The 13,841-nt window shown below is 65.3% G+C and carries 16 protein-coding genes; 10 read left to right on the plus strand and 6 right to left on the minus strand.

The annotated features are described in order from the left end of the window. Position 1 precedes the first annotated feature (1 nt). The 8 genes from AC1ROK_RS06830 to AC1ROK_RS06865 all read left to right on the plus strand — a co-directional run bounded on the left by AC1ROK_RS06830 (position 2) and on the right by AC1ROK_RS06865 (position 6,587). A complete protein-coding gene (locus AC1ROK_RS06830) occupies positions 2-844 on the plus strand; it encodes an ABC transporter permease (RefSeq protein WP_492845158.1) in 843 nt (280 codons plus the stop codon). Positions 845-862: 18 nt separating this feature from the next. After that, positions 863-1,810 (plus strand): succinylglutamate desuccinylase/aspartoacylase family protein, encoded by a 948-nt coding sequence (locus AC1ROK_RS06835; RefSeq protein WP_492845160.1) that lies wholly within the window; start codon positions 863-865, stop codon positions 1,808-1,810. Between the two features lie 12 nt (positions 1,811-1,822). Further along, positions 1,823-2,815 carry an ABC transporter ATP-binding protein gene (locus AC1ROK_RS06840; protein WP_492845162.1) on the plus strand — a complete coding sequence of 331 codons (993 nt, stop codon included), beginning with the start codon at positions 1,823-1,825 and terminating at the stop codon, positions 2,813-2,815. Then, positions 2,808-3,773 carry an ABC transporter ATP-binding protein gene (locus AC1ROK_RS06845; RefSeq protein WP_492845164.1) on the plus strand — a complete coding sequence of 322 codons (966 nt, stop codon included), beginning with the start codon at positions 2,808-2,810 and terminating at the stop codon, positions 3,771-3,773. The genes AC1ROK_RS06840 and AC1ROK_RS06845 overlap by 8 nt, the downstream gene beginning before the upstream one ends. Before the next feature lie 13 nt (positions 3,774-3,786). After that, on the plus strand, positions 3,787-5,019 hold the full coding sequence (locus AC1ROK_RS06850) for a metal-dependent hydrolase family protein (RefSeq protein WP_492845166.1): 1,233 nt from the start codon (positions 3,787-3,789) through the stop codon (positions 5,017-5,019). A gap of 142 nt (positions 5,020-5,161) precedes the next feature. Next, entirely contained in the window at positions 5,162-5,500 is a 339-nt protein-coding gene (locus tag AC1ROK_RS06855) for an ArsR/SmtB family transcription factor (RefSeq protein WP_492845168.1), read from the plus strand. Continuing rightward, positions 5,500-6,015 (plus strand): SRPBCC family protein, encoded by a 516-nt coding sequence (locus AC1ROK_RS06860; RefSeq protein WP_492845170.1) that lies wholly within the window; start codon positions 5,500-5,502, stop codon positions 6,013-6,015. The genes AC1ROK_RS06855 and AC1ROK_RS06860 overlap by 1 nt, the downstream gene beginning before the upstream one ends. After that, entirely contained in the window at positions 6,015-6,587 is a 573-nt protein-coding gene (locus AC1ROK_RS06865; RefSeq protein ID WP_492845172.1) for a dihydrofolate reductase family protein, read from the plus strand. The genes AC1ROK_RS06860 and AC1ROK_RS06865 overlap by 1 nt, the downstream gene beginning before the upstream one ends. Before the next feature lie 60 nt (positions 6,588-6,647). Here the strand turns inward: AC1ROK_RS06865 and AC1ROK_RS06870 are convergent, their stop codons facing one another. After that, the gene (locus AC1ROK_RS06870; RefSeq protein ID WP_492845174.1) at positions 6,648-6,935 is read right to left on the minus strand and encodes a hypothetical protein; all 288 of its coding nucleotides are present in this window, start codon (positions 6,933-6,935) and stop codon (positions 6,648-6,650) included. Positions 6,936-7,061: 126 nt separating this feature from the next. Then, positions 7,062-7,721 (minus strand): L,D-transpeptidase, encoded by a 660-nt coding sequence (locus tag AC1ROK_RS06875; protein ID WP_492845176.1) that lies wholly within the window; start codon positions 7,719-7,721, stop codon positions 7,062-7,064. Between the two features lie 473 nt (positions 7,722-8,194). Between AC1ROK_RS06875 and groES the strand changes: the two genes are divergently transcribed. Continuing rightward, positions 8,195-8,509, plus strand: coding sequence for a co-chaperone GroES (groES, locus tag AC1ROK_RS06880; RefSeq protein ID WP_492845178.1), 315 nt, complete (start codon positions 8,195-8,197; stop codon positions 8,507-8,509). 51 nt (positions 8,510-8,560) lie between these two features. After that, positions 8,561-10,189, plus strand: coding sequence for a chaperonin GroEL (groL, locus tag AC1ROK_RS06885; RefSeq protein WP_492845180.1), 1,629 nt, complete (start codon positions 8,561-8,563; stop codon positions 10,187-10,189). A gap of 129 nt (positions 10,190-10,318) precedes the next feature. Here the strand turns inward: groL and AC1ROK_RS06890 are convergent, their stop codons facing one another. The 4 genes from AC1ROK_RS06890 to AC1ROK_RS06905 all read right to left on the minus strand — a co-directional run bounded on the left by AC1ROK_RS06890 (position 10,319) and on the right by AC1ROK_RS06905 (position 13,833). Next, complete coding sequence (locus AC1ROK_RS06890) at positions 10,319-11,074, minus strand: SDR family oxidoreductase (protein ID WP_492845181.1); 756 nt, start codon at positions 11,072-11,074, stop codon at positions 10,319-10,321. Beyond that, on the minus strand, positions 11,074-11,805 hold the full coding sequence (locus tag AC1ROK_RS06895; protein ID WP_436092249.1) for an ATP-binding cassette domain-containing protein: 732 nt from the start codon (positions 11,803-11,805) through the stop codon (positions 11,074-11,076). The genes AC1ROK_RS06890 and AC1ROK_RS06895 overlap by 1 nt, the downstream gene beginning before the upstream one ends. After that, positions 11,802-12,782 (minus strand): ABC transporter permease, encoded by a 981-nt coding sequence (locus tag AC1ROK_RS06900; protein WP_492846357.1) that lies wholly within the window; start codon positions 12,780-12,782, stop codon positions 11,802-11,804. Before AC1ROK_RS06900 ends, AC1ROK_RS06895 begins: the two co-directional genes overlap by 4 nt. Before the next feature lie 70 nt (positions 12,783-12,852). Continuing rightward, entirely contained in the window at positions 12,853-13,833 is a 981-nt protein-coding gene (locus AC1ROK_RS06905; RefSeq protein WP_492845183.1) for a substrate-binding domain-containing protein, read from the minus strand. Positions 13,834-13,841 lie beyond the last annotated feature (8 nt).

A 13,841-nucleotide genomic window follows, 5' to 3' on the forward strand; every position in this document is an offset into this window, starting at 1 on the left:
CATGCGGATCCCAAAACCCCTGCGCAACCCCTCGCTGGTGATCGGCGGCCTGATCATCCTCGCGCTGGTGTTCCTCGCCGTGTTCGCCCCGCTGCTCGCGACGCACGGCGTCGACCAGCCCGACATGCGCAACCGCTTCTCGCTGCCGTCGGCCGTCCATTGGCTCGGCACCGACAATCTGGGGCGCGACCTGTGGTCCCGGTTGATCTTCGGGGCGCGCATCTCGCTCTCCATCGGCATCATCTCGGTCACCGTCGCGGCGCTGATCGGTACCAGTGTCGGCCTTGCCGCCGGCTATTTCGGCGGCTGGGTGGATATGCTGCTGATGCGGATCACCGACGTGTTCCTCGGCTTTCCCGCCGTGGTGCTCACCCTCGCCATCGTCGCGGTGCTGGGGCCGGGGATCGTCAACATCTCGGCTGCCATCATCGCTGTCACCTGGACCGAATATGCCCGGGTGGTGCGCGCCACGACGCTGGTGCTGCGCGAGCAGAACTATGTGCAGGCGGCCAAGGCGCTCGGCGCCAGCTGGCCGCGCATCCTGTTCATGGAAATCCTCCCCAATACGCTGGGGCCGATCATCGTGCTCGCCTCGCTCGGGCTCGGCACCGCGGTGATCATTGAATCGGCGTTGAGCTTTCTCGGCTTCGGCCTGCCGCCGCCGACCCCGACCTGGGGCTGGACCCTTTCGTACGGCACCCGCTTCATCCGCGACGAGCCGTGGCTCTCCATCATTGCCGGGGCCACCATCATGGTGACGGTGCTCGGCTTCAACCTGCTGGGAGACGGGCTGAGGGACATCCTCGATCCGCGCCAGCTCACGCGCCTGGGCGCCAACAAGTAGGACTAAGGACGACAAACGATGGTCAAGCAGATCAACAAGCTGAGGCCCAAGTTCACTACCCACGCCGATGGCAGCGATGCCGTGCTGTTCATCCACGAACTGGTCGGCGAACAGGACGGCCCCACCGTCGGCATTTCCGCCTCCATTCACGGCAACGAGAATGCCGGCTCGCAGGCCATCCTCGAGCTCTATCGGGTGCTCAAGGACATGCCGCTCAAGGGCCGCATCCTGCTGCTGCCGGTTGCCAACCCCAAGGCCTTCGCGGTCAACCACCGCTTCACCCCGCTCGATGAGCTCAACCTCAACCGCGAGTTCCCGGGCGACGATCGCGGCAACTACACCCAGCAGCTCGCCTTCGCCTTGGCGCGCGACTATTTCGACAAGCTCGACGCCAATATCGATCTCCACTCGGGCACCGACCGCCCGACCGTCGACTATGTCTATATCTGGAGCGACGAGGGGCTTTCGCGCGCCTTCGGCTCAAAGATCCTCTACCGCCCGACCACCGGAAAGACCGGCACGGTCTATACCGGCACCACCAAGACGGTGACCATCGACCGCCGGCCCGAAATGAAGGTGACCACCATCGAGCTCGGCGGCGGCATCGTCGACCAGGGCCCCTATGTGAAGCGCACCGTCGACGGCATGCTGAACCAGCTGCGCTATCTCGGCGTCATCGCCGGCGCGGTGCAGGCGCCGCCAAAGCAGGTGGTGGTGACCGAGCTGGTCGGCATCCGGCCCAAGCATGGCGGCTGGCTCGAACCGCTCAGCCCCGCCAATGGCGAGATCATCAAGGGCGGGCAACTGCTCGGCCGGGTCGTCAGCCCCTATGATTTCGAGACCATCGAGGAGATCCCCACCCCGTTCGAGAACGGCATCATGGTGATGCAGCATCTGAGCCGCAACCTGGTCGAGGCCGGGGATTACGGCTTCATGGTCGGCAACCTCGACGGCGCGGAGCAGTAACGGGTGGCGCAGTTGGCGACGAGCACGGTCGGCGCGGCGATTGCCGTCAAGGACCTGGAGATCCGGATCCGCGGTGAGCGCGGCTCCTATCCTGTCGTCGCCGACATGGCGCTGACCGTCCAGCGCGGCGAGACGCTGTGCATCGTCGGGGAATCCGGCTGCGGCAAATCGATGACTGCCTTGTCGCTGCTGCGCCTGTTGCCCGATGCGGCGAGCGCCAGCAAAGGCACGATCGAAATCAATGGCGAGGATTTCCTCGCCATGTCCCAACATCGGGTGGAGGACCTGCGCGGCGTCGAGATCGCGATGATCTTCCAGGAGCCGCTGACGGCGCTGAACCCGGTGCTGACCATCGGCGAGCAGATCGCCGAGTCGGTGCGCCGGCACAAAAAGCTCGGCCGCAAGGCGGCGATGGCGCGAGCCGTCGAGACGTTGCAGCTGGTGCAGATGCCCGACCCCGCCCGTCGGGCCGGACAGTTTCCGCATGAGCTCTCCGGCGGGCAGCGGCAACGCGCCATGATCGCCCTGGCGCTCGCCTGCGACCCGAAGATTCTCGTCGCCGATGAGCCGACCACGGCGCTCGATGTCACCGTGCAGGCGCAGATCCTCGGGCTGATTTCCGACCTGCAGAAGCGGCTCGGCACGGCGCTGGTGCTGATCACCCATGATCTCGGCGTCGTGGCGGAAGTCGCCGACCGGGTGGTGGTGATGTATGCCGGCCGCCGCGTCGAGGAAGCCAGCGTCTACGACCTGTTCGAGCACCCCATCCACCCCTATACGCTGGGGCTGATGGGGGCGATCCCCCGCCCAGTGGCCGGCCGGCCAGCAACTGACCGGCTGGTCGATATCGCCGGCACCGTGCCGCCGCCCTGGGACCTGCCCAAGGGCTGCGCCTTCGCGCCGCGCTGCCCGCGCGCCTCGGCCCGTTGCCTCGAGGAACGGCCACCCCTAGAGGAAAAGCGGCCCGGCCATTTCGCCGCCTGCTGGGAGCATGTCGATGGCTGAAGCCCTTCTCGCCGTCGATGATCTCCAGGTGCATTTCCCGGTGCGATCCGGGGTGTTCCAGCGCCAGTCCGCCACCGTCAAGGCGGTGGATGGGGTGAGCTTTTCGATAGAGCGCGGCGAAACGCTGAGCCTTGTCGGCGAATCCGGCTGCGGAAAGTCGACCACCGGGCTGGCGCTGCTCGGGCTGGTGAAGCCGACCGGCGGCCGGGTGCGCTTCGCCGGCACCGAGATCGGCAGCTTCCGCCGCCGCGACCTCAAGGATTACCGGCGGCGGGTACAGATCGTCTTTCAGGATCCGTTCTCCTCGCTCAACCCGCGCCGCCGGGTGCGCGACGCCATCCGGGTGGCGCTCGATATCCATGGCGTCGGCACCAGGGCCGAACGCGACGCCGAGGTGGCGCAACTGATGGCGCGCGTCGGGCTCCGGCCCGACCAGGCAGATAATTTCCCGCACCAGTTCTCGGGCGGCCAGCGCCAGCGCATCGGCATCGCCCGGGCCCTGGCGCTCAAGCCCGATATCATCGTCTGCGACGAGCCGGTCTCGGCGCTCGATGTGTCGGTGCAAGCGCAGATTCTCAACCTGCTCGCCGACCTGCAGCGCGACTTAGGGATCGCGTACCTGTTCATCTCGCACGACCTCGGGGTGGTCGAGCACATCTCGCACCGAGTGGCGGTGATGTATCTGGGCAAGATCGTCGAGATCGCCCCCAAGGCGCTGCTGTTCGCTGCGCCGACCCACCCCTACACCGAGATGCTGACCCGCGCGGCCCCGACGCTCGACCCGCGCCATCGCCACAGCTTCAGCGCCTCGAGCGACGATGTGCCGAGCGCCATCAACAAGCCGAGCGGCTGCCCCTTCCACACCCGCTGCCCGCTGGCGACCGAGATCTGCCGCACCAGCGAGCCGGCTTTGACCGAACGACCCGACGGGCGCCTCGCCGCCTGCCACCACAGATAGAGAGTTCTCCCCGATGCCCCAGACGACGCTTTTCATCAATGGCCGTGTGCTCGATGCCGCAGAGGGCGTGCTGCGCGAGGGGCTGGTCGTGCTGGTGCGCGATGGCCGCATTGCCGAAGTCGGCGCCGGCCTCGCCGCCCCCGCCGACGCCCGCGTCATCGACCTTGGCGGCCGTACCCTGATGCCCGGACTGATCGATTGCCACGTGCATGTGGTCGCCGAAACGCTCGACCTGTGGGGAAACATGATCGCCCCCTCCTCGCTTGCCGGCCTCCGCTCGGCCCGCGTCATGGAAGAAATGCTGCAGCGCGGCTTCACCACCATCCGCGATCTCGGCGGCGCCGATCACGGCCTGGTCCGCGGTATCGAGGAAGGGCTGATCGACGGGCCGCGCATCGTCATCTGCGGCAAGGGCCTCACCACCACCGGCGGCCATGCGGACCTCAGGAAGCGCACTGATGACCGCCCGGGCATGATGTCGGACCGGCTGGGCTCGATGGGCTACATCGCCGATGGCGTCGATGCGGTCCGCACCGCCTGCCGCACCATGATCAAGGAGGGCGCCAACTTCATCAAGGTGATGGCCAATGGCGGCGTCTCTTCGCCGAACGATCCGATCCACTCGATCCAGTATTCACGCGAGGAAATCCTCGCCATGGTCGAGGAAGCCGAGAATGCCGGGCTCTACGTCTCGGCCCATGTCTACACCGACGCCGCCATCCGCCGCTGCGTCGAGTTGGGCGTCCACTCGCTCGAGCACTGCAACCTGATCAGCGCCGAAACGGCAAAGCTCGCGGCCGAGAAAGGCTGCATCGCCGTTCCCACCCTCGTCGCCTATGACGCGCTGTGGCTCGAAGGCAAGGCGCTGGGCCTGGGGCCGGCCGAGTTCGAGAAGATCGAAGTGGTGCGCTCGGGCGGGCTCAACTCGCTGGCCATTATGCGTGACGCCGGTCTCCCCATGGCCTTCGGCTCGGACCTCCTCGGCGGCCTGCGCAAGTACCACTGCATGGAGTTCGAACTCCTCGCCAAGGTGCTGACCCCTGCCGAAATCATCCGCTCGGCCACCACGGTCGGCGCCGAGCTCTGCCGCATGACCGGCGAGATCGGCACCATCGCCGCTGGCGCCCATGCCGACCTGATCGTGGTCGACGGGGACCCGCTGACGGACATCACCCGGCTGCAGGGTGATGGCGCGCATATGCCGCTGATCATGCGGGGTGGTGAGGTGTTCAAGGACAGGATCTGAGGCGGGACGCGGCAGCGACGACCACCCAGCTATTCTCACCACCTCCGGCGGTCCTGGTCACGGAACGCGGTCCACGTTTCGAACGTCGCATCTCAGGCCAGCGCGGCTTGACTTGTCATATGCACCGTCATACATATGCATCATGATGCAACAAAGCGTATTCCAGACTTTGGCCGACCCGACGCGGCTTCGTATCGTCGAGGCCCTGGCGAGCGGCGAACAGGCTGTGGGCGAGCTGGTTCGCGCCGTCGACATCGATCAGTCCGGTGTTTCGCGGCACCTCAGGATCCTCGGCGAAGCCGGCTTCGTCACCATGCGGCCCGATGGGGCGAGGCGCCTCTATTCGCTGCGAGCGGAACCATTCCAGGCGATCGACGGCTGGGTGGCGAGCTATCGCAAGCTCTGGGAGAGCCGGCTCGAGCGTTTCGACGCCGCCCTGGCGCGACGGCAGAGCGCAGGGGACATCGAGGGGAAGAGGTGATGGAGCCCGTAACTGAGTGGGGCGCGGCAACCGTCAGTTTCGAGCGGATCTACGAGGCATCGATCGAGGACGTCTGGGCGTTGTGGACCACGAAAGACGGGCTCGAGGCATGGTTCGCGCCGGAAGGCATGCGCTTCGAGGTGTCGGTGCTCGAGCCGTGGGTCGGTGGCGCATTCGATCACGTGATGACCGCGGTGGGCGCCGAGCAGGTCGCCTACCTGGCGAACCTCGAAAGGCCGCTCTCGGCCTGGGTGAGTGGCCGATTCCTCGAGATCGTGCGCCACCAGAGGCTGCGCATCCGCTTCGACATCGATTTCGTCCCCGGCGTCGAGTCCTATCCCTACGACATGCTGGTCGAGCTCCACGCCGAGGCCGGGCGCGTACGGATGGTGCTGACGGCCGATCGTCACCCGGATCCCGAGATGACGCGCGGCGCAGTCCTCGCGCTGACCACCCAGCTGGAACGGTTCGAGCGGGCCATCGCGGCGCGCGCCAGCAAGGAGCAACGACCCTGATGCGACCGCTTCTCTATTCCATCAACGTGACGCTCGATGGCTGCGTCGACCACAACGCCATTCCGACCGATCCGGCGCTGCAGGAGGCGATGCTGCGCGCCACGCATCGCCACGCCACCGAGAGCATCGGCCGGGCCGACGCCCTGCTGTTTGGCCGTGTCACCTACCAGATGATGGAAGGGGCGTGGCGGCTGGCGACGCGAACCTCAAAGCCGCCGGAGTGGACAGAACCTTTCGCCCGCACCATCGACGCGATGCAGAAATACGTCGTTTCCAGCACGCTCAGCGGGGTCGACTGGAACGCCGAACTTCTCAGCGGCAACCTGGGCGAAGCCGTCGAGAAGCTCAAGCAGCAGCCGGGCAAGGCGCTGCTCACCGGCGGCGTGAAGCTGCCGCTGGCGCTGGCCGAGCTGGGCCTGATCGACGAGTACGAATTCGTGGTGCAACCCCGGATTGCCGGTCATGGCCCCACCCCGTTCGCCGGGCTCTCCAGATATGTCGAGTTGAAGCTGGTCGACCGGATAGAGCTCAGCTCGGGCGCCGTGGCGCTGCGTTACGAGCCGAGGCGGTAGCGCCTGAGCTGGCCGCCGGGCGATGGCGCGTTCCGCTGCGCTGCCAGCGGCGAGAGTTCGTCACTCGAGATCCGGCACGTCACCGGACTGAAACAGCACCACCGGCGGCCCGAACTCGCCTTCCCTGAGGTTGGCGTCGCGCGACCAGGTGATCACGCCGGGATGCCGCGTGGCCATCTCGCGCGCCGTCTGCACGGCGCGCCGCTCATCCGGCATCTCGCGCGGCTCGAACGACGGCAGCAGCTCGCCGTCGTCGCCGCGATCGAACGCCAGCAGCACGATCAGCTTGGTTTTCTCGGCCTTGGGTTCCGGCGCCGTGCCGGGCGTGGTGAGGGGTTGGCGGTACATTCCTGTCCTCCTTGCGCGGAAGGAAGAGAGGATAACACCAAGAACGAAACAAGAACAAGCGGTGTGCGAGCATTCCGACTCTGACTACGCTAGCGGAAGCCAGGAGGGACGCTCGCCAGTGACGGCCTATGCCTTCAGCACAATCACCTTCGTATTGACCGGCGTCTTGTCATAGAGGTCGAGCATGTCCTGGGTGATGAGGCCGATGCAGCCGCTCGAGATGCCCTTGCCGATCGTTTCGGGCACACTGGTGCTGTAGAGCGTGTAGAGGGTGTAGACGCCGTTCTGGTAGAGATAGAGCGCGCGGGCGCCGAGCGGATTGTCGAGGCCCGGCTTCATGCCGCCGGCATATTTGGCGGCTTCCGGCTGGCGTTCGATCATCTCCTTGGGCGGCGTCCAGATCGGCCATTCGGCCTTGCGCCCGATATAGGCATCGCCGCTCCACAGGAACCCGGCGCGCCCGACGCTGACGCCATAGCGGGTGGCCATGCCGTCGCCTTCGATGCGGTAGACGTAGTGGTTGCGCGGATCGACGATGATCGTTCCGATCGCCTCCTTGCTGTCGTAGCGCACCGTCCGGCGGTAGTATTTCGGGTCGATCTTGCTGATCTTGGCGGCCGGGATCGGGAAACGCTCGTTCGGCCGCGGTCCGTAGACCCGCTCCGCTTCCGCCACGCTCATCCCGGCCGGCGCGCAACCGGCCAGCGCCAGCGCACCAAGACCGGCGGTGACTCCGAACAGAAAGGCGCGACGACCGATCACGCCCTTGCCCTCATCGTCAATCATCGCCCGAACTCCCCCGTTTTCCGCCCGAAGATTTCCCGGTTGCTGCGGTAACTGCGCAGCAGTGGCCGCAGGTCCCGGCGGCTTGAATGCGGCCCAGGACTTTGTCGGCAATAGGGCGCACACGGGCGGAGCCGCATTCGTCCCAATGCTCGACAGTAGGCCGTTATGTGTCGGCCGGCAAACGTGGCTGTTGCAGGTGCGAGATGAACTCGAGCAACGCGCAATCGGGATCGCGAAAATGGAGGCTGCTGCCCAGGGCGGGTGCGACGAAGTGGTTGCCCCTCGCACAGCGCCACACATTCGACGTCGTTCCATAACGATTTCAACGCTCTAGCAAGCCATCGGCGCGCCGCGAAAAAATCTTTGGCCTCCCCCTTGAAGCCAAAAACCGCGTTTCCTAGCTCATTTCCGCACGGGCGCGCTGACGCCCGGCACTCTAGACATCGTTGTTTTTGTCCAATGGAGGAAGCTTCATGAAGTTCCGTCCTTTGCACGACCGAGTGGTGGTCAAGCGCATCGACGCGGAGCAGAAATCGGCCGGGGGCATCATCATCCCCGATACTGCCAAGGAAAAACCGCAGGAAGGCGAAGTGGTCGCGGTGGGTCCCGGGGCGCGTAACGAACGCGGCGAACTGATCGCCATCGACCTCAAGCCCGGTGACCGCGTGCTTTTCGGCAAGTGGAGCGGCACCGAGGTCAAGCTCGATGGCCAGGAACTGCTCATCATGAAAGAGAGCGACATCATGGGCATCATCGAGCCCGTCGCCGAAGCCCGGAAGGCCGCCTGAGGCCTTCATTACCCAGAGTCAAACTCGTTACGTCTCAGGAGTGACGACAAAATGGCTGCTAAAGAAGTCAAATTCTCCCTTGATGCCCGCGATCGGATGCTCAAGGGCGTCGATACCCTTGCCGATGCGGTGAAGGTCACCCTCGGTCCCAAGGGCCGCAACGTGGTGATCGAAAAGAGCTTTGGTGCTCCCCGCATCACCAAGGATGGCGTTACCGTCGCCAAGGAGATCGAACTCTCCGACAAGTTCGAGAACATGGGCGCCCAGATGGTGCGCGAAGTCGCCAGCAAGCAGAATGACAAGGCTGGTGACGGCACCACTACGGCCACGGTTCTGGCCCAGGCCATCGTCAAGGAAGGGGCCAAGGCCGTAGCCGCCGGCATGAACCCGATGGATCTGAAGCGCGGCATCGATCTTGCCGTCGGCACCGTCGTCGGAGAGCTCAAGAAGAATGCCCGCAAGATAACGTCCAATGACGAGATAGCCCAGGTCGGCACCATCTCGGCCAATGGCGAGACGGCCATCGGCAAGATGATCGCCGAGGCAATGCAGAAGGTCGGCAACGAAGGGGTGATTACGGTCGAGGAAGCCAAGACGGCCGAAACCGAACTCGATGTCGTCGAAGGCATGCAGTTCGACCGCGGCTATCTCAGCCCCTATTTCGTGACCAACCCCGAAAAGATGCGCGTCGAGCTGGAAGATCCCTACATCCTGCTCCACGAGAAGAAGCTCTCGAACCTGCAGCCGATGCTGCCGGTGCTTGAAGCGATCGTGCAGACCGGCAAGCCGCTGCTGATCGTCGCCGAGGATGTCGAGGGTGAGGCTCTCGCGACCCTCGTGGTCAATAAGCTGCGGGGCGGCCTCAAGATCGCGGCCGTCAAGGCGCCTGGCTTTGGCGACCGCCGCAAGGCCATGCTGGAAGACATCGCCATCCTTACCGGCGGCAACGTCATCTCCGAGGATCTCGGCATCAAGCTCGAGAACGTGACGCTCGAAATGCTCGGCACCGCCAAGAAGGTGAGCATCGAGAAGGAGAACACCACTATCGTCGATGGCGCCGGCTCCACGGCCGACATCCAGGGCCGCGTCGCTCAGATCAGGGCCCAGATCGAGGAGACCACTTCCGACTACGACCGCGAGAAGCTGCAGGAGCGGCTGGCCAAGCTCGCCGGCGGCGTCGCCGTGATCCGCGTCGGCGGATCCACCGAGGTCGAGGTCAAGGAGAAGAAGGACCGGGTGGACGATGCCATGCACGCCACGCGGGCAGCAGTCGAGGAAGGTATCCTGCCAGGCGGCGGCGTTGCGCTCCTGCGGGCGGTCAAGGCGCTCGAAGCACTGAAGCCCGAAAATGCCGATCAGCGCACCGGCGTCGACATCGTGCGGCGCGCCATCCAGTCTCCGGCGCGCCAGATCGCCCTCAACGCCGGCGAAGACGGGTCGATCATTGTCGGCAAGCTGCTCGAAAACTCCGACTACGCCCATGGCTGGAACGCCCAGACCGGTGAGTATGGCGACCTTTACCAGTGGGGCATCATCGACCCTGCCAAGGTGGTCCGCACGGCCATCGAGGACGCCGCTTCCGTGGCCGGGCTGTTGATCACCACCGAGGCGATGATCGCGGAAAAGCCCAAGAAGGAAACCGCGCCGGCCATGCCCCCGGGCGGCGGCATGGATTTCTAGGCATAGAAGGGGCCGGTTCGCCGGCCCCTTTGCTTATGCTGCGCCGGACTAAGCGGGCCAGGCCCGAGTTCGGTGCCCCCCGCCATCCGCCCCTTGAACACCGGAGCCGACAGTCTCCCCCCCCCCCGCCTACCAGCCGCCATCTACGGCGATGTTCTGGCCGGTGATCATGCGCGAGCGGTCCGAGGCGAGGAACAGCACCAGGTCGGCGACATCGCTCGCCTGGATGCGATCCTTGAGGCACTGGTTCTCGAGGATCCAGTCATTGTATTGCTGCAGGCGATCGGCGAAGACGCGGTTCTCGGCGTCCGATACCACCGCGCCGGGGGATACGGCGTTGACCCGCACGTTGAACGGCCCCAGTTCGCGCGCCAGCGACTTGGTCAGCCCCAACATCGCCCCTTTGCTCGCCACATAGGGGACATAGCCATCCCACCGGCCATTGAGCGTCACCGAGCAGAAATTGACGATCTTGCCGTCGCGCTTTGCTTTCATCGCCGGCGCCACGGCACGGACGAGAGCGAAGGTCGCGGCGGAGTTGACCCTGAGCTGATCTTCATACTCCTCGATCGAGAACTCCTCGAACGGCTTGTTGATAATCAGCGCCGCGTTGGAAACCAGCACGTCGATGCCGCCATACTCGTCGCTGAGCCCGCGCACCAGCGTTTCGCTCTCAATCAGCTGGCCGAGGTCCTGGCCGATGTAGCGGGCCACCACGCCATGCCGGGCAGCCAGTTCGCGGGCCCGCTCGCCGCCCCTCGGATCACCGGGACGATCGAGCAGCAGCAGCCGCGCGCCGAGCCGGGCGAACGCCTCGGCCTGCGCGGTGCCCAGCGTTCCCAGCGCCCCGGTGATGAGGACGGTCTTGCCCGCGAACTCGCTCATCACAAGTACCCGTGCACTTCGTCGATGCTGGTCTTGGAGATCGGGCTGTCGAACACGATCTCGCCGCGCGCCATCGCCACCACCCGGTCGCAGCATTGGAACACGTGCTGCATGTTGTGCGAGATGAAGATGCCGGTGACGTTCTGCTTCTTCAAATCGCGCACGAAGCCCAGCACCTTGTCGGTCTCCTTCACCGACAGGTGGTTGGTCGGCTCGTCGAGGATCAGCGCCTTCGATTTGAAGTGCATGGCGCGCGCAATGGCGACACCCTGCCGCTGACCGCCGGAGAGCTCACCCACCAGCGCATCGGGCGAGCGCAAATGCAGGTCGACATCGGCGATGGCCTGGACGCTTTCGGCCCGCATCTTCTTCTGGTCCATCACGCCGAATCCGAACAGCGACCAGCTGAGCGGTTCGCGGCCGATGAAGACGTTGCGCGCGATGGTCATGGTGGGGACCATGGAATTGTACTGGTAGATCGTCTCCAGCCCCAGCTCCATGGCGTGCCGGGCATTCCTGATGGTCACATCCTTGCCGTCGATCCTGATCTTGCCGGCATCGGCCCGGTGCACGCCGGAGAGGATCTTGATCAGCGTCGTCTTGCCGGCGCCGTTATCGCCCACGAGGCCGACCGCTTCGCCGCGTTCGACGCGGAGGCTGACATTCTTGAGGGCGTGGACACCGGAATACCACTTCTGCAGCCCGGTGCATTCGATCAGCGGCGCGCTCATTGGGCCACCTCCAGCTTGATGTTGCGCGCCCGGCGCTCCAGCCAATGGTTGGCGATGACGGCGCAGACGATGAGGAAGCCGATGGCGAACTTGAACCAGCTGGCGTCGACGCGGCTCATGATCATGCCGGAGTCGATGACCCGGATGATCGCCATGCCGATGACCACCCCGACGATGTTGCCGACGCCCCCCGAGAGCGCGATGCCGCCGATCACCGCGGCGGCGATGGCCTGCAGCTCCATGGATTCGCCCATCGAGGGGATCGGCGAGCCGATGCGGACCACCTGGATGATGCCGGCCAGACCGGCGAGGGTCGAGCAGATCATAAAGCAGACGGTCTTCACCAGCGAAGTGGGAATGCCCATCGCCTTGGCCGCTTCCACCGAGCCGCCGGTGGCGCGGATCCAGTTGCCGAAATTGGTCTTTTCGAGCAGCAGCCAGACCAAGAGCGCCAGGGCGATCAGCCAGATGGCCGAGACGCGGAAGATGCCCAGCGGTTCGGAGAACGCCCAGGTCGGAACGACATCGATATCGAGCGTCGTAGCGAGGCCGCTCGAATAAAGCACCACCGCCACCGAACGCGCCATGAACAGGGTGCCCAGCGTGGTGATGAAGCTCGGAATACCGAAGCGCAGCGTCACCGCCGAATTGAACAATCCGACCGCGGCGGCGACCACCAGGGCCAGGACGAAGGCCGGCCAGAACGGGATGCCGAAGTTTATCATTGCGCATAAGACGATCGGGCACAGGCCCATCACCGAGCCGATCGACAGATCGAACTCGCCCGCGATCATCAGGAGGCTGAAGCCGAGCGCCAGGATCGCCAGTTCGGGATAGAGGCTGAACATGCCGCGTACATTGGCGTTGGACAGGAACAGCCCGTTGCTGGCCGCGGCGAAATAGGTGGTGAACACGATCAGCACCACGAGGGCGACGAGCTCGGGTCGCTGCATGTAGATTTTTAGCAGTCGCATGATTGGTCGCTTCCTCCTCGCGAGACCGAAAACGAAGCGGCGGCGGCCGTTACCGGGCCACCGCCGCCAGGGGTCAGCGGTAGCCGGCCTTCGACAGCTCTTCGATGGCGCCAACCATGTCCTTGGTGACGATGGCGCTGCCGGTATCGACGTCATAGGCGGCCATCTTGTAGTCGCGGATCGGCCCGGCCTGCATCACCGGGGCCCAGCCCTGGAGATAGGGCTGCTGGTCGACATGGTACTGGATGTAGCCGGCCTGCATCTGCGCCAGCACATCGGGCACGAGGTCGAAACCGCCGAGGATCACCTTGCCCGGCTCGATCCCGCGGTCCTTCAGCACGGTCACGACACCGACATCCCAGAAGCCGGTGTCGAAATAGGCGGTAAGGTTCGGCTCGCTGGTGAAGTAGCTGCCGAAGCGATCGGCGCTGGTGCCATAGTCGAGACCCGCATCGATCTCGTGCCAGCTGATATCGCGCGACGGGTTCGCCGCCTTCCACGCTTCAAGGCCGGCAATAATGCCGTTGGCGCGGGTGCGCGACCAGTTGTCGGCCGGCGCGTTGACGCCGATCAGCACGCGGATCGGGCCATCGGCCGGGAAATCGCCGGCCACCCGGGTGGCGAGCGCCTCACCGGCGGTGAAGAAGCTCTGGCCGACAAAGGCGGCGCGGGCATTGCCCTTGGCGCCCTGATTGTCATCGACGTTCGACGAGATCACCGCAATGCCCGCATCGACGGCTTCCTTGACCACCGCATCGAACGCCGTGTCGTCGGTGATCGAGGTGATGAGCAGGTCCGGCTGCTGCGCGATGGCGGCCTGGATGTTGGCGATGTGGCCGGCCACGTCGCCGGCCTTGGCGATGAACAGCATCTGGCAATCGGCTTTGACGATGGCGCAGGCGTCGTCCATGCCCTTCTTCACCGTCAGCCAGAAGGTGTTTCCGCTGTCGGCATGGGTGGCGTAGATGATGCGCAGCGGCGGCTTGTCCTGCGCCAGCGCAGGCATTGCGCAGAGGGCCGTGGCCGCCAGCATGGCGGCAATAAGCGTCTTCATGGTTTTCC

The sequence above is a fragment of the Devosia sp. GW821-FHT12F11 genome (assembly GCF_058806655.1).

Excerpts from the sequence above, each read along its gene's own strand:
- AC1ROK_RS06895 (WP_436092249.1), bottom strand. The coding sequence starts at position 11,805 with ATGAGCGCGCCGCTGATCGAATGCACCGGGCTGCAGAAGTGGTATTCC.
- AC1ROK_RS06845 (WP_492845164.1), top strand. The coding sequence starts at position 2,808 with ATGGCTGAAGCCCTTCTCGCCGTCGATGATCTCCAGGTGCATTTCCCG.
- AC1ROK_RS06905 (WP_492845183.1), bottom strand. The coding sequence starts at position 13,833 with ATGAAGACGCTTATTGCCGCCATGCTGGCGGCCACGGCCCTCTGCGCA.
- AC1ROK_RS06875 (WP_492845176.1), bottom strand. The coding sequence starts at position 7,721 with ATGATTGACGATGAGGGCAAGGGCGTGATCGGTCGTCGCGCCTTTCTG.
- AC1ROK_RS06870 (WP_492845174.1), bottom strand. The coding sequence starts at position 6,935 with ATGTACCGCCAACCCCTCACCACGCCCGGCACGGCGCCGGAACCCAAG.
- AC1ROK_RS06835 (WP_492845160.1), top strand. The coding sequence starts at position 863 with ATGGTCAAGCAGATCAACAAGCTGAGGCCCAAGTTCACTACCCACGCC.
- AC1ROK_RS06890 (WP_492845181.1), bottom strand. The coding sequence starts at position 11,074 with ATGAGCGAGTTCGCGGGCAAGACCGTCCTCATCACCGGGGCGCTGGGA.
- AC1ROK_RS06855 (WP_492845168.1), top strand. The coding sequence starts at position 5,162 with ATGATGCAACAAAGCGTATTCCAGACTTTGGCCGACCCGACGCGGCTT.
- AC1ROK_RS06830 (WP_492845158.1), top strand. The coding sequence starts at position 2 with ATGCGGATCCCAAAACCCCTGCGCAACCCCTCGCTGGTGATCGGCGGC.
- AC1ROK_RS06865 (WP_492845172.1), top strand. The coding sequence starts at position 6,015 with ATGCGACCGCTTCTCTATTCCATCAACGTGACGCTCGATGGCTGCGTC.
- groES (WP_492845178.1), top strand. The coding sequence starts at position 8,195 with ATGAAGTTCCGTCCTTTGCACGACCGAGTGGTGGTCAAGCGCATCGAC.
- AC1ROK_RS06860 (WP_492845170.1), top strand. The coding sequence starts at position 5,500 with ATGGAGCCCGTAACTGAGTGGGGCGCGGCAACCGTCAGTTTCGAGCGG.
- groL (WP_492845180.1), top strand. The coding sequence starts at position 8,561 with ATGGCTGCTAAAGAAGTCAAATTCTCCCTTGATGCCCGCGATCGGATG.
- AC1ROK_RS06850 (WP_492845166.1), top strand. The coding sequence starts at position 3,787 with ATGCCCCAGACGACGCTTTTCATCAATGGCCGTGTGCTCGATGCCGCA.